This is a genomic window from Kitasatospora sp. NPDC058218 (genome assembly GCF_042882445.1).
Classification (GTDB): Bacteria; Actinomycetota; Actinomycetes; order Streptomycetales; family Streptomycetaceae; genus Kitasatospora.
In genome coordinates this window covers 37,909-56,386 of the sequence record NZ_JBHVWC010000024.1, presented here as the reverse complement: position 1 = coordinate 56,386, position 18,478 = coordinate 37,909, and the positions used below count along the sequence as shown (strand labels likewise).

Annotated in this window: 21 protein-coding genes; 10 read left to right on the top strand and 11 right to left on the bottom strand. The window is 75.2% G+C overall.

Going from position 1 to position 18,478, the window contains the following annotated elements; all coding sequences use genetic code 11:
- Positions 1–129 precede the first annotated feature (129 nt).
- Together ddaH and ACFVYI_RS17295 are read right to left on the bottom strand one after the other, a co-directional pair.
- A complete protein-coding gene (gene ddaH, locus ACFVYI_RS17300; RefSeq protein WP_387886120.1) occupies positions 130–957 on the bottom strand; it encodes a dimethylargininase in 828 nt (275 codons plus the stop codon).
- Between the two features lie 318 nt (positions 958–1,275).
- Positions 1,276–2,181: an MBL fold metallo-hydrolase gene (locus ACFVYI_RS17295; protein WP_387886119.1), complete on the bottom strand. Its 906-nt coding sequence runs from the start codon at positions 2,179–2,181 to the stop codon at positions 1,276–1,278.
- 291 nt (positions 2,182–2,472) lie between these two features.
- On the opposite strand from ACFVYI_RS17295, the gene ACFVYI_RS17290 reads away from it, so the two are divergent.
- On the top strand, positions 2,473–3,255 hold the full coding sequence (locus ACFVYI_RS17290) for an SGNH/GDSL hydrolase family protein (RefSeq protein ID WP_387886116.1): 783 nt from the start codon (positions 2,473–2,475) through the stop codon (positions 3,253–3,255).
- Positions 3,256–3,270: 15 nt separating this feature from the next.
- Here ACFVYI_RS17290 and ACFVYI_RS17285 read toward each other — a convergent pair whose 3' ends face one another.
- Entirely contained in the window at positions 3,271–3,717 is a 447-nt protein-coding gene (locus ACFVYI_RS17285) for a DUF2809 domain-containing protein (protein WP_387886114.1), read from the bottom strand.
- A 156-nt stretch (positions 3,718–3,873) separates the two neighbouring features.
- Here ACFVYI_RS17285 and ACFVYI_RS17280 point away from each other — a divergent pair, with 156 nt between their 5' ends.
- From ACFVYI_RS17280 to ACFVYI_RS17270, 3 genes are all read left to right on the top strand, one after another.
- Positions 3,874–4,146, top strand: a complete 273-nt coding sequence (locus tag ACFVYI_RS17280) for a hypothetical protein (protein ID WP_387886112.1) — start codon at positions 3,874–3,876, stop codon at positions 4,144–4,146.
- Between the two features lie 268 nt (positions 4,147–4,414).
- Entirely contained in the window at positions 4,415–4,819 is a 405-nt protein-coding gene (locus ACFVYI_RS17275; RefSeq protein ID WP_387886110.1) for a hypothetical protein, read from the top strand.
- A gap of 196 nt (positions 4,820–5,015) precedes the next feature.
- Positions 5,016–6,458 (top strand): DUF2252 domain-containing protein, encoded by a 1,443-nt coding sequence (locus ACFVYI_RS17270; protein ID WP_387886107.1) that lies wholly within the window; start codon positions 5,016–5,018, stop codon positions 6,456–6,458.
- A 70-nt stretch (positions 6,459–6,528) separates the two neighbouring features.
- Here the strand turns inward: ACFVYI_RS17270 and ACFVYI_RS17265 are convergent, their stop codons facing one another.
- The 3 genes from ACFVYI_RS17265 to ACFVYI_RS17255 all read right to left on the bottom strand — a co-directional run bounded on the left by ACFVYI_RS17265 (position 6,529) and on the right by ACFVYI_RS17255 (position 9,451).
- Positions 6,529–7,233 carry an alpha/beta fold hydrolase gene (locus ACFVYI_RS17265; protein ID WP_387886106.1) on the bottom strand — a complete coding sequence of 235 codons (705 nt, stop codon included), beginning with the start codon at positions 7,231–7,233 and terminating at the stop codon, positions 6,529–6,531.
- A 110-nt stretch (positions 7,234–7,343) separates the two neighbouring features.
- Positions 7,344–8,891, bottom strand: a complete 1,548-nt coding sequence (locus tag ACFVYI_RS17260) for an MFS transporter (RefSeq protein ID WP_387886104.1) — start codon at positions 8,889–8,891, stop codon at positions 7,344–7,346.
- Positions 8,888–9,451 carry a helix-turn-helix domain-containing protein gene (locus ACFVYI_RS17255; protein ID WP_387886101.1) on the bottom strand — a complete coding sequence of 188 codons (564 nt, stop codon included), beginning with the start codon at positions 9,449–9,451 and terminating at the stop codon, positions 8,888–8,890. Before ACFVYI_RS17255 ends, ACFVYI_RS17260 begins: the two co-directional genes overlap by 4 nt.
- Positions 9,452–9,472: 21 nt before the next feature.
- Here ACFVYI_RS17255 and ACFVYI_RS17250 point away from each other — a divergent pair, with 21 nt between their 5' ends.
- Positions 9,473–9,616, top strand: a complete 144-nt coding sequence (locus ACFVYI_RS17250) for a hypothetical protein (protein ID WP_387886098.1) — start codon at positions 9,473–9,475, stop codon at positions 9,614–9,616.
- Positions 9,617–9,707: 91 nt separating this feature from the next.
- Here ACFVYI_RS17250 and ACFVYI_RS17245 read toward each other — a convergent pair whose 3' ends face one another.
- The gene (locus tag ACFVYI_RS17245; protein ID WP_387886096.1) at positions 9,708–9,977 is read right to left on the bottom strand and encodes a hypothetical protein; all 270 of its coding nucleotides are present in this window, start codon (positions 9,975–9,977) and stop codon (positions 9,708–9,710) included.
- A gap of 10 nt (positions 9,978–9,987) precedes the next feature.
- On the opposite strand from ACFVYI_RS17245, the gene ACFVYI_RS17240 reads away from it, so the two are divergent.
- From ACFVYI_RS17240 to ACFVYI_RS17230, 3 genes are all read left to right on the top strand, one after another.
- Positions 9,988–10,620, top strand: a complete 633-nt coding sequence (locus ACFVYI_RS17240) for an LppX_LprAFG lipoprotein (protein ID WP_387886095.1) — start codon at positions 9,988–9,990, stop codon at positions 10,618–10,620.
- Positions 10,621–10,757: 137 nt separating this feature from the next.
- Positions 10,758–12,098 carry a DUF5685 family protein gene (locus ACFVYI_RS17235; RefSeq protein WP_387886093.1) on the top strand — a complete coding sequence of 447 codons (1,341 nt, stop codon included), beginning with the start codon at positions 10,758–10,760 and terminating at the stop codon, positions 12,096–12,098.
- A gap of 196 nt (positions 12,099–12,294) precedes the next feature.
- Positions 12,295–13,494, top strand: coding sequence for an alpha/beta hydrolase family protein (locus ACFVYI_RS17230; protein WP_387886090.1), 1,200 nt, complete (start codon positions 12,295–12,297; stop codon positions 13,492–13,494).
- Between the two features lie 233 nt (positions 13,495–13,727).
- On the opposite strand, the gene ACFVYI_RS17225 is transcribed toward ACFVYI_RS17230, so the two are convergent.
- The 4 genes from ACFVYI_RS17225 to ACFVYI_RS17210 all read right to left on the bottom strand — a co-directional run bounded on the left by ACFVYI_RS17225 (position 13,728) and on the right by ACFVYI_RS17210 (position 16,246).
- Complete coding sequence (locus tag ACFVYI_RS17225; protein WP_387886088.1) at positions 13,728–13,886, bottom strand: hypothetical protein; 159 nt, start codon at positions 13,884–13,886, stop codon at positions 13,728–13,730.
- Between the two features lie 166 nt (positions 13,887–14,052).
- Positions 14,053–14,454, bottom strand: coding sequence for a pyridoxamine 5'-phosphate oxidase family protein (locus ACFVYI_RS17220; protein ID WP_387886086.1), 402 nt, complete (start codon positions 14,452–14,454; stop codon positions 14,053–14,055).
- Positions 14,455–14,531: 77 nt separating this feature from the next.
- On the bottom strand, positions 14,532–15,164 hold the full coding sequence (locus ACFVYI_RS17215) for an MBL fold metallo-hydrolase (protein ID WP_387886084.1): 633 nt from the start codon (positions 15,162–15,164) through the stop codon (positions 14,532–14,534).
- Positions 15,161–16,246 carry an S-(hydroxymethyl)mycothiol dehydrogenase gene (locus ACFVYI_RS17210; protein ID WP_387886083.1) on the bottom strand — a complete coding sequence of 362 codons (1,086 nt, stop codon included), beginning with the start codon at positions 16,244–16,246 and terminating at the stop codon, positions 15,161–15,163. The genes ACFVYI_RS17215 and ACFVYI_RS17210 overlap by 4 nt, the downstream gene beginning before the upstream one ends.
- A 524-nt stretch (positions 16,247–16,770) precedes the next feature.
- Between ACFVYI_RS17210 and ACFVYI_RS17205 the strand changes: the two genes are divergently transcribed.
- Both ACFVYI_RS17205 and ACFVYI_RS17200 read left to right on the top strand, forming a co-directional pair.
- Complete coding sequence (locus tag ACFVYI_RS17205) at positions 16,771–18,066, top strand: cytochrome P450 (RefSeq protein ID WP_387886081.1); 1,296 nt, start codon at positions 16,771–16,773, stop codon at positions 18,064–18,066.
- Entirely contained in the window at positions 18,063–18,353 is a 291-nt protein-coding gene (locus ACFVYI_RS17200) for a ferredoxin (RefSeq protein WP_387886079.1), read from the top strand. The genes ACFVYI_RS17205 and ACFVYI_RS17200 overlap by 4 nt, the downstream gene beginning before the upstream one ends.
- Positions 18,354–18,478 lie beyond the last annotated feature (125 nt).

Here is an 18,478-nt window from a genome sequence, read left to right as displayed (position 1 = left end):
TCCGGTGGTGTGGGGCCCCGCCCGGGGGCGGGGCGCCCCGCCCGGCCCCCCGGGGGGGGGCCCCCCCCCGGGGGGGGGCCACCGCATGCCGTGGCGGTCACGGTGGCGGCAGCGGTGGCGGTCACGAACTCAGGCGGGCCGCAGCTCCAGGGTGCAGCACTTGGCGCCGCCGCCGCCCTTGAGCAGCTCGGAGACGTCCACCGGCACCGGCTCGTAGCCGTGCTCGGCCAGCCGGCCGGCCAGCGCCTTCGCGGCCTCCGGCAGCAGGACCCGCCGCCCGTCCGAGACCGCGTTGAGGCCGAACACCTCGGCGTCCGCGCGGTCGGCGATGATCGCGTCGGGGTAGAGGCTGCGCAGCAGCGCCTGGCTGTCGGGCGAGAAGGCCGCCGGGTAGTACATGACGTGGTCGTCGTCGAGCACGGCGAGCGCGGTGTCCAGGTGGTAGAAGCGCGGGTCGACCAGGGTCAGACTGAGCACCTGGACGCCGAACAGGGCCCGGGCTTCGGCGTGCGCCGCCGGGTCGGTGCGGAACCCCGCGCCGGCCAGCACCCGGCGGCCGGCCACCAGGTGGTCGCCCTCCCCCTCGTTGACGTGCCCGGCCCGGTGGACCTCGCGGTAGCCGGCGGACCGGAACCACGCCTGGTGGGCGTCGGACTCCCCGGCCCGCTCGGGATGCCGGAAGGTGGCGACCAGCGCACGGCCGTCCAGGACGGTGGCGCCGTTGGCGGTGTAGACCATGTCGGGCAGACCGGGCAGCGGTTCGATCAGCTCGACGGTGTGGCCCAGCCGCCGGTACGTGGTGCACAACCGCTCCCACTGCCGGACGGCGAGATCGGTGTCGGTCGGCCGCGCCGGGTCCATCCAGGGGTTGATCTTGTAGTCGACGGTGAAGAACGTCGGCCGGCACATCAGGTAGCGCCGCGGCCTCGCGGTACGCTCCGGGGTTCGGTTCGGCATGCGGCTACCTCCGCCGTCCGGGAGTACAGGGCTCGGGAGTGCTGGGGGTACTCGGAGTGCTGGGGTGCTCGGGAGTGCTCCGGTGCTCGCGGGCCGGCGTACCGGGGTGCGCGGGGGCCGGGAGCACGGGGGTGTGCCGGGGTGCGCGAGCGCACCCCAGAGGGCGGCTGCCCAAACGGCGCCGTTCGCACACCTGAGCGGACGCCCCCGTCGGGCGCAGCCCCCCGCGCACCCGGCGCGTACAACGGCGCACGGGGGCACCGGCGCACGGCGCCGAGCCGGCCCGCGCGAGGGGCGCCACCGCCGCACGGTCACGCCCTACCAGCGCAGCGAGGTGAAGTCGATCGGCCCCGGCCGCAGGTCACGGCACCGCTCCGCCAGGGCACGCAGCCGCCGGGCCGCCTCGTCGGCCGGCATCCGCCGGCGGTCGCCGTGCCCCGGCAGCAGCCACTCGAAGCGGAGCCGCCCGACGCCACGGGCCAGCGAGGCTGCGAGCTCCTCGATCGAGTACCAGGTGACCCCGGCGGCCACCTCCAGGTCCCCGGTGGTGCGCGACCAGTAGAAGCTGTCACCGGAGAAGCAGTACCGGTCGTCGGCCAGGTAGACGACGCTGCCGAGGGTGTGCCCGGGGAACGGGTGGGCGACGACGCCGGCCGCGATCTCCACGGGCTCCCGGCCGCGCAGCACCCGGTCGGCGTCGGGCGCGGCGTCGAGGTCGCCCTCGTGGATCCAGAGCCGCGCGCCGAACCGGTCGGCGTACGCGCGCCCGTGGGCCGCGTGGTCCCGGTGGGTGAGCAACACGTCGGTGACCGGTCCGAGCGCCTCGAACCGGGCCGCCAGCGGTTCCGTGAACCGGGGCGTGTCCACCATCAGGTACCCGTCGGGCCGGCGCAGCAGGTAGGAGTTGGCACCCGCGGTGTGCCGGGAGGTGTGCCCGCAGAGCAGCAGGCCGTCGTCGAGCGCGAGCGGGAACGGGTCCCGGTTCGGATCGAGCGGCCGGTGGCCGAAGCGGACGGAGCGGGTGGGGCAGGCGTGGGCGGCGGCGTACAGCTGCCCCAGCTCCGCCTCGTCGCGCGGCGGGCGGACCACCTCGGAGCGTCCGCCGCGTTCGTGGATCAGATCGGGGGCGAGCTGGCGGGCGACGTCGCAGTTGAAACAGCGGTCGTCGACGTACCAGCCCGCTTCGGTGGTCCGGGATGCGGTGGACGGGTCGGGCTCGGTCATGCTTCCGCTCCCTGGGTGGGTGGGTGCCCGCCGAGTGGCCGGGCCCCTCCAGGGTGGGCGCCGCCGGCCCTGAACCGGAAGGGGGTCGCGATCTTGTACTTTCCCCGGTAGGCCTATCCGCACGTGATTCTGAGCCACCGTCAGGTGTGCGCGACCGTCCGACGGACCCCCGCGCCACACCTCGCCGGGTTATTCCCGACACCCGCACGAATCGCACGTGGCCCATCTCACGTACCCGCACGGGCCACCTACGGTGGCGTAGGTCACTTGAGACAGTGAACTATCTCCTTCATGCCGAACCTCCAGGAGACCCTTGACCTCAGTTCGTACGCGGCCCTCGGGGACAGCTTCACCGAAGGCCTGAACGACCCCGGCGTCGGCGGCGCCTTCGCCGGCTGGGCCGACCGGCTCGCCGGGCTGCTCGCCGACGGGTGCCCGCCGGGCGGGTTCCGCTACGCCAACCTCGCGGTGCGGGGCCGACTGCTCGACCAGGTGGTGGCCGAGCAGGTGCCCGAGGTGCGGCGCATCCAGCCGGACCTGGTCACCTTCTGCGCCGGCGGCAACGACATCCTGCGCCCGGGCAGCGACCCGGACGAGGTGGCCGAGCGCTTCGAGAACGCCATCGTCCAACTCACCGGGTCCGCCGGTACGGTGCTCATCTGCACCGGTTTCGACACCCGGGGCGTGCCCCTGCTGAAGCACCTGCGCGGCAAGATCGCCACGTACAACGGCCACATGCGGGCCGTCGCCGACCGCAACGGCTGCAAGGTCGCGGACCTCTGGTCGCTGCGCGCGGTGCGCGACCGCCGGGCGTGGAGCGAGGACCGCCTGCACCTGTCGCCCGAGGGGCACCAGCGGGTCGCCCTGCTGGCCGCCCGCTCGCTGGGCCTGCGCACCGAGCAGGACCCGGAGGCGCCGTGGCCGGTCCTGCCGGTCCAGACCCCCGCCGAGCAGCGCCGGGAGAACCTGCAGTGGGCGCGCGAGTTCCTGCTGCCGTGGGTCGGCCGCCGACTGCGCGGCGAGTCCTCCGGCGACCACGTCGAGGCGAAGCGGCCGGAGCTGCTCCCGCTCTGACCGCCTGACCCGTCGTCAGGTCCGGTCGGGCGCGCTCCCCTTCGCCACGACGGCGGACCGCGCCCGACCGGACCGCACCAGCCGGACCGCACCCGCGTGCAGCGGGGCGGCCGACGCGGCGCCGACCAGGTACCAGCCGAGGTCCGGCGCGTTGAAGGTGGAGCCGAGGACCAACCGGGCCGCCGCACTGCGCCGGCCCAGGTCGTCGGGGACGCCGGTGAGCTGGAACAGCTCGACCGCCCAGCTCAGCCCGGCCGCCGCCACCGCGACGGCCACCGGACGCAACCGCGGCGCGACGAGCAGCACCAGGGCGTACACCAGCACGGTGTACAAGGCGTCACCCGCGTACTTGGCGACGTCGCCGGCCGCCACCGCCCGCACCCCGAGCCCGGCCCCCACCGTCAGCACCGCCACCACCCCGGCCGCCACCCGCCCGCGGCCACTCCCCCGATGATCGTCCACACCGGCCAGCGTATCCCGCGCGTTTCACCCGGAGCCGGACCGGATACCGGCCGGGAACGCGAGCGCGCCTTCCGCACCTACTATGTCCCCGCGGGCCGTACGCCGGCGCTCGTTCACGACAGCGGCCCGAACCTCATCGAGAAGGGAGTCCTCTAGATGGCCATCCTGGAGCCCTTCCTCGTCCTGGCGGAGGCCGTTTCCGACGGCAGGCTCTCCGCCGCCGAGTTCTCCCAGGTCTGCCTCCCCCTGTACAAGAACTACGGCGAGCCCTATCCGTCCACCGACCACTACCGGGCGGCGACGGACCTCTCCTACGTGGCACTCGACCACGACGCGGCGGGAACAGGCGCGTCCGACCTGCTGGACGGTGATCAGGTCCGCTCGAAGGCGGCCGAGATCGCGGAGCGCATGCGACTCCTCCTCCGATAGCCGGATCGGGCAGGTCGATCCCGAAGGAACCGGTGGGCCCCCGCTCGACAGCGGGGGCCCACCGGCCTCTCCGACTCCCCGTGCCGGACCGCGACCGACCGGGCGGCGCCGGGGTGGCGTCCGGGCGCCGGCGGGCGGAGAATCCCCCTGAGTCCTGGAAAGCCGGGGTCGCCCCACGCGGGGCGACGGCGCCCCGAGCGCGTCGGGCGATCCTCCTCCGCCCCTCAGTCCTGTCCGCCGACCGGCGGCGGCACGAACCGGAGCCCGCATGATCGATCCGCGCGCAATCCTCTGGCAGGCACGGCAAGGTCCCGTACCGGCGAACTGGCGGATCTTCACCAAGGCGCGGGGCAGACTGTCCGGTTTCCTGCACGGGACGTCGGACGATCCGGACCCGCTGCTGGTCATCACTCCGGACGGCGCCGTCGAGTTCACCGAGGAGCGCAAGCCACTGACGGTCGTCGACTTCTACGACCTGGCCGGAATGACGCTTCGGGTGAACGGCCAGAGCTTCTCGGACAGCTCCATGGTGAACCTCGCCGTCTGGGTCGATCTCGACTACCGGGACGGCAGGAAGGCGAAGTGGCGGTCCGCCTCCTTCTCGGGCGACCTCCGGACGATCCAGGGCCTGATCGAGGCGTACGGCGCCCACAAGGCCCTTCTCCGAGGGTGATGCCCCGCTTCGCCGCTTCCCCCGCTCCGGCGGCGGCTCCGGCGGGGCGGGCCCGGCGGAACCGGCGCCTCCCCGCGCACGTCCCTCCCTGTCGACGGGCTGTCCGAGCGGCCCGGTAACCTGCTCCCCGGCCTGCCGAAGGGCCGGATCCGCGCAGGTCGCGGGCGGGAACGACAGAGGGACGGGGCGGGGCACGATGACGCAGCTCACCGAAGCGGTGGAGGAGTCCGGGGCACGGGCTGAAGCGGCCGACCGGGGGCGGCGGTTCGCCGTCGACGGGTTCGCGCCGCGCCACGACGGTCGTTCCCGCGAGCGCGGCAAGGCCCTGCGCGAGCGCATCCCGCGCGAGCGGCACGCCGAGTTCGTCACCGCCGCCGACCGACCGACCGCCGTCGAGGCGATAGAGGCGTCCAACGCCGGCCGGCTCACCGAGCTGGTCCCGATCCGGCTGGGCCGGATGGCGGCCACCCCGTTCGCCTTCCTGCGCGGCTCGGCCGGCCTGATGGCCGCCGACCTCGCCGGCACGCCCACCGCCGGGATCACCGCCCAGCTCTGCGGCGACGCGCACGCCGCCAACTTCGGCCTGTACGGCGACGCCCGCGGCCAACTCGTGATGGACATCAACGACTTCGACGAGACGGTGCCCGGCCCGTGGGAGTGGGACCTCAAGCGGCTCGCCGCCAGCCTGGTGCTGGCCGGCCGCGAGGTCGGAGCCGACGAGACCACCGCGCGCCGGGCCGCGTTCGACGCCGCCGGCTCGTACCGCCGCACCATGCGCACGCTGGCCAAGCTGCCCGTCCTGGACGCCTGGAACGCCGTCGCCGACGACCAGTTGGTCTCGTTCGCGCAGGCGCACGACCTGGCCGAGGCCCTGCAGAAGGTCGGTGCCAAGGCGCTGGGCAACACCAGCGCCAGGTTCGCCGCCAAGTCCACCGTCCGCGCGGCGGACGGCGGACTGCGGTTCACCGCGGCGCCCCCGGTGCTCAGCGAGGTCCCGGACGCGACCGCCGCCGCGGTGGCCACCGCGCTCGGCGCCTACGTCGCCACCGTGCCGGCGGAGCTGCACCCGCTGCTCGCCCGCTACCGGGTGCAGGACGTGGCGTTCCGGGTGGTGGGCACCGGCAGCGTCGGCACCCGCTCGTACGTCGTCCTGCTGACCGACCACCGCGAGCAGCCGCTGGTGCTCCAGGTGAAGGAGGCGCGCCCCTCGGTGCTGCTGCCGCACCTGGCCCGCGCGGGCTACCCGGTGACCGTGCCGGACGGCCACGAGGGCCGTCGGGTGGTCCTCGGCCAGAAGCGCATGCAGGTGGTCAGCGACACCCTGCTCGGCTGGACCACGGTGGACGGACTGCCTTACCAGGTACGACAGTTCCGCAACCGCAAGGGCAGCGTGGACCCGGCGGCGCTGCTGCCCGCACAGCTCGACGACTACGCCCGGATCACCGGCGCCCTGCTCGCCAGGGCCCATGCGCACACCGCCGACCCGGGCCTGATCAGCGGCTACTGCGGCAAGAACGAGGCGCTGGACGAGGCGGTCGCCGCCTTCGCGGTGGCGTACGCGGACCGGACCGAGGCGGACCACGCCGACCTGGTCACGGCCGTCCGGGCGGGCCGGCTGGCGGCCGAGCACGGCGTCTGACCCGGGCCGGTCGCATCGGGCCGGGCGTGTCCGGCCGGGCTGTGGAGTCCGGCCGGGCCCCGGCGACCGGCTACCGCCGGGCCCGGTCGGCGGGGTCCAGGAACGGCGCGACCACCGCGACGAACTCCGCCGGCCGGGCGTGGTGCACCAGGTGACCTGCCTCGATGGTGACCACCCGGCAGTCGGGGATCCGCTCGGCCAGCTCGGCGATCCGCTCCTGGGGTACGTGGCTCGCCCCGCCGCCGGCCACCACCAGCGTGGGCGCGGCGATCGCGGCCAACCGCTCCAGCCAGACCGGATCGGGGGTGTCGATCTGCCCCTTGATCGCCTCCACCACCGCCCAGTCGAAGCTCACCGGCTCGGCGGGCGCGGCGGCCACCGGGGTCGCCGGACGCGGGAAGGGCGCCGGGACGTCCTCCAGCACCAGCCGGCCGACCCGCTCGGGGTGGTCCTGCGCCAGCAGGTACGCCACCACGCCGCCCATCGAGTGACCGACGACATCGACCCGGTCCAGCCCGAGCGCGTCCAGGAAGCCGAGCACGTCGTCCCGCATCGAGCGGAGTCCGTACCGGCCGGGCCGCCCGCTGTCCCCGTGGCCGCGCAGGTCGAGCGCGAGGACGTGGTGGTGCGGGGCGAGGTCCGGCAGGACGCCGTCCCAGTCGCTGGCCCGCTCGCCGAGCGCGTGCAGCAGGAGCAACGGCGGGGCGCCCGGCGTGCCGCACTCCCGGTAGGCGAGGGTGACCTCCGGCAGTTCAACGGTCCGATGATCAGTCATACCGATCACCGTAGGCCGGGCTGCGCACCTGCCGCCCGCCCGTTCGCCCACCGCTCAATCCGGCCGGCCCGTCGCCGGCCGGGTACTCCGCAGCACCGCCGCTGCCGCGGTTACCGCCGCGCCCGCACGTCCCCGGTCGGCCCGGTCGGCCCGGGCCGACCTGACGGACCGACCGGATCCGGCTGACCGGTCTCCTTCGCCCGACCGGGCAGCGAGACCGCCACCGGCCCCTCGTCCTCCCGCGCCGTCGCCCGACTCGCCAGCACCGAGGCCAGCACCGCCAGTGCGGCCACCGCCGCGCAGACGGCGCTGGCATACGTGTACGCGGCCCGGTGACCGCCGCCGCCACCGGTGGCGCGCAGATAGACACCGGAGAGCGCCGAGACGCAGACCGCCGCCGCGATCCGCTGCGCCATCTGCAGGATCGCCCCGCTCACCCCGGCCGCCTCGGCGGGCGCATGGCGCAGCACGTACGCCTGGTTGGTGGCGCTCATCACCCCGGCGGCGGCGCCGCCGAGCAGTTGCAGCGCCGCCAGCAGCCACGGCAGCGCGGCGGTGGATCCCCACTGCACGACCAGGCCGCCGGTGAGCATCACCAGCGCCGAGACCGTCATGCCCGCGGTGACCGTCCGCCGGCCGAAGCGCTGCACCACCCGCCAGGCGAGCGCCGAGGCGACCCCCATCGAGACCGCCGAGGGCAGCGCGACCAGTGCCGCGACCATCGGGGAGAGACCGAGCCCGTCCTGCAGGAACATCGCCAGCACCAGCCCGGCCGCCACGACCGAACCGAACTGGGCCATCGCGACCGCCGTACCGAGGGCGTACGGCGCGGACCGGGTGAGCGCCGGGTGGATCAACGGGTGGCCGCCGGCCCGGGCCTGTCGCCGCTGCCACCACACCAGGGCGCCGAGCAGCACGGCCGCGCCGGCCGCGAAGGCCAGCCAACCGGTCCAGGCGGGCGGCTGCACGAACGGCAGCATCAGCACCAGTGTCAGCGCGGCGACCAGCAGCAGGCCGACCAGGTCCAGGTCGGCGTTGCGCGCGCTGGGGCGCGGGCGGGGCAGGCAGCGGGCCGCCAGGAGGACGGTGGCCAGCCCGAACGGCACGTTGAGCAGGAAGGTCAGCCGCCAGCCGTGCTCCGGTCCGACGGCGGCCAGCACCGCGCCGCCGACCGGCGGGCCGAGCGCGAAGGCCAGACCGCCCGTGACGGCGTACATCCCGAGCGCCCGGGCCCGCAGCTGCCCGTCGAACACGTCCTGGATGGTGCCGATCATCTGGGAGTTGACCAGCCCCGCCCCGGCGCCCTGGAGCAGCCGGGCGGCCACCAGCACCCAGGGCTCGGTGGCGGTCGCGGAGAGCAGGCTGACGGCCGTGAACACGGCCAGTCCGGTGACGAAGAACCACTTGCGGCCCCAGACGTCCCCGAGCCGCCCGCCCGGTACCAGGGCCAGGCCGAAGGCGAGCGAGTAGCCGGCCACGATCCACTGCAGGTGGGCGGGCTGGGCGTGCAGGCTCTCCCGCAGCGCCGGTATCGAGGTGTTGAGGACGGACTGGTCGATCAGGGTGGTGAACCCGCCCGCGACGCAGACCAGCAGCACGCGGCGCCCGGCGGCGTCGAACCGCTCCCGGGGTGCCGCCGGGCCCATCGGTGTCTTCACGGCTCGACCACCACCAGCACGTACCGGGCGGCCTCCGGTCCGGGGCTGCGGAAGCGGGTGCTGTCGGCGACGAACCGCAGGCAGTCACCGGCCGCGAGCTGCTGCGGCTCACCGTCGACGGTCAGCTCCAACCGGCCCTCCAGCAGCCAGAGATGGTGCTCCAGACCGGGGACGGACGGCCGGTCGTAGGCGATGTCGGCCCCCGCCGGCAGCCGCCCCTCGATGATCTCGGCCCGCAACGAGCCGTCCGGCGGAGACACCGAACGCCGCACGAAGCCGGTGGCCTCGTCCCGCCAGATCCGCTGCTCCCCGGCCCGGACCAGCCGGGCGGGGGCCGACTCCACCTCGGCGAGCAGGCGCGACATCGTGCGCCCGTAGACGGCGCAGAGCCGGCCGAGCAGGGCGGCCGTCGGGCTGACCTCCGCCCGCTCGACCCGCGACAGCGTGGACCGGCTCACCTCCGCCCGCCCCGCCAACTCCTCCAGCGTCCACCCGCGTTCGACGCGAAGCTCGGCCAGCCGGATGGCCAGCCGCTCGTCGGCGGCCGTATCGATTCCCATATTCGCGATGCTATCCCGGATATGGGAGCACGTCTGTGGGCCTGTCGGCCCGACCTGCTCGGCGCGGGCTCGGCCGGGGTCGCCCCCCGCCGCGACCGGTTCCGGCTGCCGCGCTGCCCGGCCGTCCGCGATCGCCCGCGCCCCGCCCCGCCCGAACCGGCCTGACCTGGCCGGATAGGGTCGGTGCGCCGGGGGCGCGTGCGCAGCACGCACCTCGACGGGGGGACGCCGCAGTGCGCGGCGGGCCCGGCCGTCGTCACCGCATCACCAGGTCAGGGGAAGAAGTGCGTCGTTCCACAGGTCTCGTCGGTACCGTGCTCGCGCTGCTGTGCGCGGCAGGGTGCTCGTCCACCACGACCGGGGCCGCGGCCGGGACCACGGCCGGGCCGTCGGCGAGCAGCCCGGCGACGTCGAGCACCCCGACGGCACCGACGCCGACAATGACGCCGACGCCGACCGCGTCGTCGGCGTCGTCCGCCGAACACGCCACCGCCGTGCGCGAGGCCGCGGCCGCGACGGGCCGCACCAGCGCCCGGGTGGGCCAGACCGTGGAGCTCGGCGACGGGGAGACGACGTACAACCTGTCGGTCGCCGGGGACTTCGACCTGGCGGCGGACCGGGGGCAGCTCGGGGTCGACCTCCCCGGCGGTGCGATCAGCCACGTCGACGAGATCTTCGCCGACGGCCAGGTGTACGTGCGCGGCTCGGCGGGGGTGCCCGCAGGGTCCTGGGCGGCGATCGACCGGGAGCGGACCGTCGCGCACGCCCTCCTCCGGTCGCCGGTCAACGACCCCGAGCACGTCCTCCAGCAGGTTTCCACCCTGACCCGGGTCACCCGCGGCGGCGAGGAGGACGTGGACGGCGTCCGCGCCGTGCGCTACAGCGGGATCCTGGCCGACGACGCCGTCACCCTGCGCCTGGTGCCGGAGGTGCGGAGCAAGCTGGAGAGGTACCGGAGCCTGAGCGGCGCCGGCCTGGAGATAGCCGCCGACGTGTGGGTCGATCCCCAGGGCCGGGCGACGAAGGTCCGGCTGACCCTGGACATGGACCCGATCCGCTCCGTCAGCACGGTGTCCTTCACCGAGTTGGGAAAGCCGGTGAAGGTGACGCCTCCCCCGGCGAAGAACACCGCCGCGGCCACCGAGCTCTCCGGCGTCCTCACCGGCTGACCCGGCCCGGGCCGGGCCCCGGCGTGTCCACGGCACCGGTGATTCCCGCTGCCTCACGACCCTTCCGGAGCGGTGAACTGCTGGTCATATGATGTCCGCGACCGGGGGCGGCGCTGGCCCCCGCAGCGAGGGGGATCATGTTCGGCATCATCAGGCCGTGTCGGCACCGGCTCTCGGAACGGTTGCAGGCCTCGTGGATGGCCCACCTGTGCGGGCTCTGCCTGGCACTGCGGGACGACCACGGCCAGCTGGCCCGGACGGCCACCAACTACGACGGCCTGATCATCTCGGTCCTGGTCGAGGCGCAGAGCGCGAAGGACGACGCCTCCTGGCGCCGCACGGCCGGGCCCTGCCCGCTGCGCGGAATGCGCACCGCCTCGGTCGCCAAGGGCGAGGGCGCCCGCCTGGCGGCCGCGGTCTCGCTGGCACTCGCCTCGGTGAAGATCCGCGACCACGTCGAGGACCGGGACGGCGTGTTCGCCCGGCGGCCGGTCGCCGCCGGAGCCCGCGCGGTCACCAGGCGCTGGGACCGCAAGAGCGCCGGCGGCGCCTCGGCGGTCGGCTTCGACACCGCCGTACTGCTCGACGCGGCCTCCCGCCAGGGCGAGTTGGAACGCGCGCTGCCCCCGGGCGGATCCGTCCTGCTGGTCACGGAACCCACCGAGAGCGCCACCTCGGCGGCGTTCGCCCACACCGCGGTGCTGGCCGGCCGGCCCGGCAACGCCGCACCACTGGCCGAGGCGGGACGGCTGTTCGGCCGCCTCGCCCACCTGCTGGACGCCGCCGAGGACCAGGCCGAGGACGCCGCGAGCGGTGCCTGGAACCCGCTCACGGCGACCGGCACCGACCGGACCGAGGCCGAACGCCTCTGCCGGGACGCCGTCCACGGCATCCGGCTCGCGCTGCGCGAGGTGGAGCTGACGGACCGGACGCTGGTGCACGTCCTGCTCGCGCACGAGACCGAACGGGCCGTGGAGCGCGTCTTCGGCCCTGCCGCGCACTCCGCCTCCTGCCGCACCCGCACGGCGCCCGCCGCCGACCCGCACGGGCCGGCCGGCCCCTGGACCGCCGGACCGGAAGGAGCGGGAGACCGTCCGCTCGCCTCCAACCCGTACCAGTCGCCGCCCCGGCAGGATCCGGGCCAGGCGCCGCCGACCGGGCCGGGCGCGCCGATCCCGCCCTGGGTGCCGCAGGGCCCCGGCTTCACCCCGCCCGGCGGCGAACCCCCGCACCGCCGCAACCTGCTGGCCGGCTGCGCGGTCTGGGCACTGATGGCCTGCACCTGCCAGCTGATGTGCTGCTCGCACGACGACCCGTTCTCGCGCGAGCACAAGGAGGGGTGGTGCACCCGGCAGGACTGCGGCTGCGGCGACTGCGGCAACTGCGGTGACTGCTTCCAGTGTTGCCAGTGCTGCGGCGACGACGGCTGCTGTGACGGATGCGGCTGCGACGGGTGCGACTGCGGCTGCGACTGCTGAGCGCCCCCGGGGCTCCGGGGCTCCGGGGCCCCGGGGGAACTCCCCGCCCACGAGGGGCTTCTGACCACACCCGGAGGTGGAGACGGGGTCGTCCGCGAGGCCGTGGCGCCCGGCGCGGCGACTCCGCCCTGCGGCGTACGGCGGTTCCGCCGTACGCAGGACGCCCTGCCGGCCGCACACGACCTAACGTGGCGTCATGTCGAAGCCTCCCCGGCGCCGCGCGGCCGCACCCCCGCTCGCCCTCACCCTCCTCCTGCCGTTCGCCCTGCTGCTCGCCCTGGTCGGGCCGCAGGCCGCCGCGGCCGCGCCCGGGCCGACCGCCGGCCCGGCCGGGGTTCCCACCACCTCGGCCCCGAGCCCGCCACGGGTACCGGCGCCCACCACCCACCGGCCGGTCGGCACCACCTCGGTGCACCTGGTGGACGCGAGCCGCCACGACCCGTGGCGCCCCGACGCGGCCACGCGGGAACTGATGGTGACGTTCTGGTACCCGGCCCTGTCGTCACGCGGCGCGCGGGCGCCGTACATGTCCGCGGAGCTGTCCACCGCGCTGTTCGGCGGTCCGGAGCTCGCCGCCGTGCGCACCGGGGCGGCGGCCGGTGCGACGCCCGCCCCCGGGCGGCACCCGCTGATCGTGCTCTCCCCCGGCTTCGGCTACAGCCGCACCTCGCTCACCGCCCTGGCCGAGGACCTCGCGGCTCGCGGCTACGCGGTGGCGGCCCTCGACCACACCTACGAGACGGCCGTGCAGTTCCCCGACGGCCGGGTGGAGGCGTGCCTGATCTGCAGCCGGGTGGACGAGCGGTTGGGCACCGAGGTGACCCTCAGCCGGGCGAGGGACATCCGCTTCCTGCTCGACCGGTTGACCGCCCCCGGGCCCGGCCCGGTGCGCGGCCTCCGGATCGACCCGTCCCGGATCGGCGCGGCCGGCCACTCACTCGGCGGGGCGAGCGCGGTAGAGGCGATGCGGGAGGACAGCCGTGTCCGCGCCGCCGCCAACCTGGACGGCGACTTCTTCGCCCCCCTGCCCGCCGACGGCCTCGCCGGCCCGGTGCTCCTGCTCAGCGCCCGGCGCAGCAGCGACGCCCACGACGCGGCGGCCGACTGGGAGGAGGCCTGGAAGCACCTGACGGGCTGGAAGCGCTGGCTGGACCTGCCCGAGGGCGGTCACCTGTCCTTCTGTGACATGCCCTGGCTGCTGGACGCCTTCGGGGTGCGCGACCAGATCCCGCCGGAGACCGCCCACGAGCAGTACGGCAGCCTCAGCGGCGAGCGCGCGCTCGCCGCCTCCCGGACGTACCTGGGCGCCTTCTTCGACCGGCACCTGCTCGGCCGCCCGAGCCCGGAGCTGAACCGCCCCTCGGCGAACCACCCGGAGGTCCGCTTCGTGAAGTAGCCCGTTTCCGAGTTCGTGAAGTGGCCCGCCTCCGAGCCGGCTGCCGCGCCGACGCCCTCGCTCAGACCCGCTCCCCCGCCTGGACCGGTCCTGCCACGTCCGGAACCGACACCGGGCCCGGTACCGGCCCGGACATCGGCCCCGGGACCGAGCCCGACAACGGCCCGCGCTGCCAGAGCGGCAGCACCGCGACCGTCCCGCAGCCACCGGCACCGACCGCCACCGACTCGGCCTCACACATCGGACCCCGCCTCGGCGGCCGCCCGGCGGTCCGCCGTCAGCGAGTCCCCCAAGCGAGCCAGCAGCACCCGGAACCGCTCCGCGTCCTGCTCCGTCATCCGCCCCTCGGGCTGAGCCCGCCCGCCCTGATCCTCGACCGTTCCCTCGTTCATGCCCCCGACGCTAGGCGCCGGCGATCAACGACCGATAAACACCCGCACCACGGAGGCACCACGAGCACCAGGACGAGCGGCACCCGTCGGCAGCTGCCCGCCTGCGCGGTGGCGCGCCGGCGCGATGCCGTGGTGGCGCGATGCCGTGGTGGCGCGCCGGCGGCGACTACGCCCGGCCGAGCACCCGGTCCACGGTGATCTCGACGACCACGCGGTCCGGGTTCACCCGGGGCTCGCGATACCGCTCGGTGTACCGGCGGACGGCGTCGGCCACCACGTCCGGCTCGTCCCGCACCACGGCCACGCCCTCCAGCGTCGACCAGCGCGCGCCGTCCACCTGGCAGACCGCCACCCGCATGCCCGCGGCCCCGGCCGCCAGCACGTTGCGCACCTTGCGGCTGGTCCGGCTGCTGATCACCCGCGCCGTCCCCGTCTCCGGCTGGTACGTCACGCCCACCGGCACCACGTGCGGCGAGCCGTCCGGGCGCCGCGTGGTCAGCGTGGAGATGTGCCGCTCCCGCCAGAAGGTGAGGAAGGCTTCGTCGAGCTCGCGCGGATCATGGGCCATGCCCGCGATCGTACGACGCCCGGCCCGGTGCGGAGGGCACCGGGCCGGGCGTCATAGCGGTCCGGGACCGCCGGGGGTCAGTGCCCCCGGGCGATCCAGTCGGAGAGCGCGGGGGCCTCGGCTCCGATCGTGGTCGGGTCGCCGTGGCCGGTGCGGACCACCGTCTCCGGGGGGAGGGAGAGCAGGCGGTCCCGGATCGAGTCGATGATGGTCGGGAAGTGCGAGAACGACCGGCCAGTGGCGCCCGGACCGCCCTGGAAGAGCGTGTCACCGGTGAAGACCGTGCCCAGCTCGGGCGCGTGGAGGCAGACCGCGCCGGGCGCGTGGCCGGGGGTGTGCAGCACCGTCAGCGTGGTGCCCGCCACCTCGATCCGCCGGCCGTCGGCGAGTTCGCCGTCCGGCAGGCGGTCGGGGTGGGTGAGCTTCCAGAGCGGCAGGTCGTCCGGGTGCAGCAGGATCGGTGCACCGGTGCGGGCCGCCAGGGCCGGGGCCGCGTCGATGTGGTCGTTGTGCGCGTGGGTGGAGACGATCGCCAGCAGGCGGCGCCCGCCGAGGGCCGCCTCGATCGCCTCGGCGTCATGGGCCGCGTCGATCACCACGGCCTCGTCGTCGTCACCGACGATCCAGACGTTGTTCTCCACCTCCCAGCTGCCGCCGTCGAGGTCGAAGGTGCCGGCGGTGACCAGCCGGTCGATCCGGGCGCCGCTCACAGGATCACCACCGAACGGAGCACGTCGCCCTCGTGCATCCGCGCGAACGCCTGCTCCACCTGGTCGAGTTCGATGGTCTCGGTGACGAACGCACCGAGGTCCAGGCGGCCCTGGAGGTAGAGGTCGATCAGCATCGGGAAGTCCCGCGAGGGCAGGCAGTCGCCGTACCAGGACGACTTCAGCGCGCCACCGCGGCCGAACACGTCCAGCAGCGGCAGCTCCAGCGTCATCTCCGGCGTCGGGACACCGACCAGCACGACCGTGCCGGCCAGGTCACGGGCGTAGAACGCCTGCTTGTACGTCTCCGGGCGGCCGACCGCTTCGACCACGACGTCCGCACCGTTGCCGTCCGTCAGCTCGCGGATCGCCTCGACCGGGTCGGTGGTGCGGGAGTTGACGGTGTGGGTGGCTCCGAGCTTCTGCGCGGTGGCGAGCTTGCGGTCGTCGATGTCCACCGCGATGATCTTCCCCGCGCCGGCCAGCCGCGAGCCGAGCACGGCCGCGCCGCCGACGCCGCCACAGCCGATCACCGCGACCGAGTCGCCCCGGCCGACGTTGCCGGTGTTGATCGCGGCACCGATGCCCGCCATCACACCGCAGCCCAGCAGGCCCGCGACGGCCGGCTCGGCCGCCGGGTCGACCTTGGTGCACTGGCCGGCCGCGACCAGGGTCTTCTCCGCGAACGCGCCGATGCCCAGGGCCGGGGACAGCTCGGTACCGTCCAGCAGCGTCATCTTCTGCTTGGCGTTGTGCGTGTCGAAACAGTACTGCGGGCGCCCGCGCTTGCAGGCGCGGCACTGGCCGCAGACCGCACGCCAGTTGAGGACGACGAAGTCACCGGGGGCGACCTCGGTCACGCCCTCGCCCACCGACTCCACGATGCCCGCGGCCTCGTGGCCCAGCAGGAACGGGAAGTCGTCGTTGATGCCGCCCTCCCGGTAGTGGAGGTCCGTGTGGCAGACGCCGCAGGCCTGGATCCGCACCACCGCCTCGCCCGGCCCGGGGTCGGGTACGACGATCGTCGTCACCTCCACGGGCGCGCCCTTGGCACGCGCGATGACTGCCTTCACCTGCTGGGCCATCCGATTCCACCTCCGTCGGCCGGTGCGGCTCTGCACCGGCGTGACCTGCGTCAAACGACTTGCCCACGAAGCGTATCGTCCGGGCCGGGCGGCCGGGCGGGGCCCCGCCCGGCGAACGGCCCCGGTGGTCCCGCTCACCGCCGTCCGGGCGGCAGGGGCGCGCGGGCGGGGCCGAGCGCCCGTCATCGGCCCCCCAACCACCCTGCGTTGGCTGGAATCGTTGCTGACTGTGGCTCGGCGCCCACGTACGGTCGTAACGACCCGTCCGACTCATCCGCCCCGTCCGCCCACACCGCTGCCCGGCCCCGGCCCGGCCGCACGGCCCGGCGTCGCCCGGTGCCGGGCTGCTCGCAGTGCGCCTCGGCACCGCCCGCCCCGTCCGCCCCGCCTGCCCACCTGCCCGCCTGACCGCCCGCTGCGGCCCCGAACCGGCCGCTCACCCGCCCCGTCCCCGCGCACCTCCCCGGATCCACCCCCCGTCGGGCCGCCCCCTGCGGCCCACCGCCCTGGAGTCTGGAGTACGGATGTCCGCCGAGAACAGTGCCACCCGTGCCACGACCGGCCCCGTCGAGACCCACGCGCCCGGCCCGCCCCGCCCGACCACGCCGTCCAGCCCCTCTTCGCCGTCCAGCCCGACCGCGCTGCCCCTGCTGCCGCCGCTGCACTGCCTGCGCCGGCTCGAACCGGGCCCGCCGCGCCTCGGCTCGCTGCCGACCGGCACCCCCGTCTGGCTGGTCAGCCGCCACGCCGACGTGCGGCAGGTGCTCGCCGATCCGCGCCTGAGCCGTGCTGCGCTCTACGCACCCGACGCACCCCCGCTCTCGCTCGCCCCGAACCTCCTGGACGACCCGCAGGGCATCCTGAACCTCGACGGCGCCGACCACCAGCGGCTGCGCCGCACGGTGCAGCGGGCGTTCACGCCGCGCGCGATCGCCCGCTGGCGGCCCTGGGTGGCCTCGGTGGTCGAGGCCCTGCTGGACGAGCTGATCGACCAGGGCTCCCCCGCCGACATCGTCGCCGCCTACACCCGCCCGCTGCCGGTCGCCGTGATCAGCCGGCTGATGGGCCTCGACGGTCTGGACCGCAAGCGCCTCACCCACTGGAGCGACCACGCGCTCTCCACCACCGCGCACTCCGCCCCGGCGGTCCGGGGGGCGATGGACGAGTTCGCCGACTTCGGTGCCGAGCTGATCGCCGAACGCCGGGCCACTCCCGGCGACGACCTGGTCAGCAGCCTGCTCGAAGCCGCCCGGGACAGTGACGCCATCACCGAGCCGCAGCTGGTGTCGCTGGTGATCGGTCTGGTGGTGGCGGGGCACGAGACGACCATGACCATGCTCGGCAACGCCCTGGTCTATCTGCTGAGCGCCGGTCGCGAGGCCTGGCACCGGCTCGCCTCCGACGAGCAGAGCGCGGCCGCCGCCACGGAGCAGCTGCTGCGTGCCGTCCCCCTCGGGGACGGCGATGTGCTCCCCGGCCTGTTCCGGCGCACCGTCGAGGACGTGGAGATCGGTGGCGTGGTCATCCCGGCCGGCAGCGTGGTCGCCGCCGACACCCGCACCGCCAACCACGACCCCGAGGTCTTCACCGGCGATCTGCTGACCGAGCTGTTCTCGCCGCCCGCCGCGCCGATGTACACCTTCGGCGCCGGGCCGCACCACTGCCTGGGCGCCTGGTTGGCCCGGATGGAACTGGAGTTGGCCCTGCACCGGCTGGCCCGCCGACTGCCCTCGCTCCGGCTCACCGGGCCGGCGGAGTCCATCGACTGGCGCCGCGGCCTGTTGACGCGCAGTCCGAACACGCTCCAGGTCGCCTGGTGACGCCGGAGGCCGACCGGCCCGCGTCGGACGCCGGGGACGACTCGGTGGTGGTCCGGGTTGACCGGGACCGCTGCATCGGCTCGGGCATGTGCGCGCTCTCCGCCCCCGGCTCGCTGGCGCTCGGCGCCGACGGGCTGGCCCACCCGGTGCGGCAGGCCTCGCCCCACGGCGGCCCGGCCGGCGAGCGGCTGACGGAGGAACTCGCCGAGGCGGTCGACTTCTGCCCGGTCGAGGCGCTGGCCCTGTACTCGGCCCGCTCGGGCCGCCTGAGCCCCCCGTCGTGGTGACCCCCCCGGCGCCCCCCCCCCCCCCCGGGGGGGGCGGGGCCGGCGGCCCGCCTGGTGCCGCTCAGGCCCGTGCCGGGTGCCGCTCAGGCCCGCACCTGGTGCCGCTCAGGCCCGTGCCGTGCCCG

Excerpts from the sequence above, each read along its gene's own strand:
- ddaH (WP_387886120.1), bottom strand. The coding sequence starts at position 957 with ATGCCGAACCGAACCCCGGAGCGTACCGCGAGGCCGCGGCGCTACCTG.
- ACFVYI_RS17295 (WP_387886119.1), bottom strand. The coding sequence starts at position 2,181 with ATGACCGAGCCCGACCCGTCCACCGCATCCCGGACCACCGAAGCGGGC.
- ACFVYI_RS17290 (WP_387886116.1), top strand. The coding sequence starts at position 2,473 with ATGCCGAACCTCCAGGAGACCCTTGACCTCAGTTCGTACGCGGCCCTC.
- ACFVYI_RS17280 (WP_387886112.1), top strand. The coding sequence starts at position 3,874 with ATGGCCATCCTGGAGCCCTTCCTCGTCCTGGCGGAGGCCGTTTCCGAC.
- ACFVYI_RS17275 (WP_387886110.1), top strand. The coding sequence starts at position 4,415 with ATGATCGATCCGCGCGCAATCCTCTGGCAGGCACGGCAAGGTCCCGTA.
- ACFVYI_RS17270 (WP_387886107.1), top strand. The coding sequence starts at position 5,016 with ATGACGCAGCTCACCGAAGCGGTGGAGGAGTCCGGGGCACGGGCTGAA.
- ACFVYI_RS17265 (WP_387886106.1), bottom strand. The coding sequence starts at position 7,233 with ATGACTGATCATCGGACCGTTGAACTGCCGGAGGTCACCCTCGCCTAC.
- ACFVYI_RS17255 (WP_387886101.1), bottom strand. The coding sequence starts at position 9,451 with ATGGGAATCGATACGGCCGCCGACGAGCGGCTGGCCATCCGGCTGGCC.
- ACFVYI_RS17250 (WP_387886098.1), top strand. The coding sequence starts at position 9,473 with ATGGGAGCACGTCTGTGGGCCTGTCGGCCCGACCTGCTCGGCGCGGGC.
- ACFVYI_RS17235 (WP_387886093.1), top strand. The coding sequence starts at position 10,758 with ATGTTCGGCATCATCAGGCCGTGTCGGCACCGGCTCTCGGAACGGTTG.
- ACFVYI_RS17230 (WP_387886090.1), top strand. The coding sequence starts at position 12,295 with ATGTCGAAGCCTCCCCGGCGCCGCGCGGCCGCACCCCCGCTCGCCCTC.
- ACFVYI_RS17225 (WP_387886088.1), bottom strand. The coding sequence starts at position 13,886 with ATGAACGAGGGAACGGTCGAGGATCAGGGCGGGCGGGCTCAGCCCGAG.
- ACFVYI_RS17220 (WP_387886086.1), bottom strand. The coding sequence starts at position 14,454 with ATGGCCCATGATCCGCGCGAGCTCGACGAAGCCTTCCTCACCTTCTGG.
- ACFVYI_RS17210 (WP_387886083.1), bottom strand. The coding sequence starts at position 16,246 with ATGGCCCAGCAGGTGAAGGCAGTCATCGCGCGTGCCAAGGGCGCGCCC.
- ACFVYI_RS17205 (WP_387886081.1), top strand. The coding sequence starts at position 16,771 with ATGTCCGCCGAGAACAGTGCCACCCGTGCCACGACCGGCCCCGTCGAG.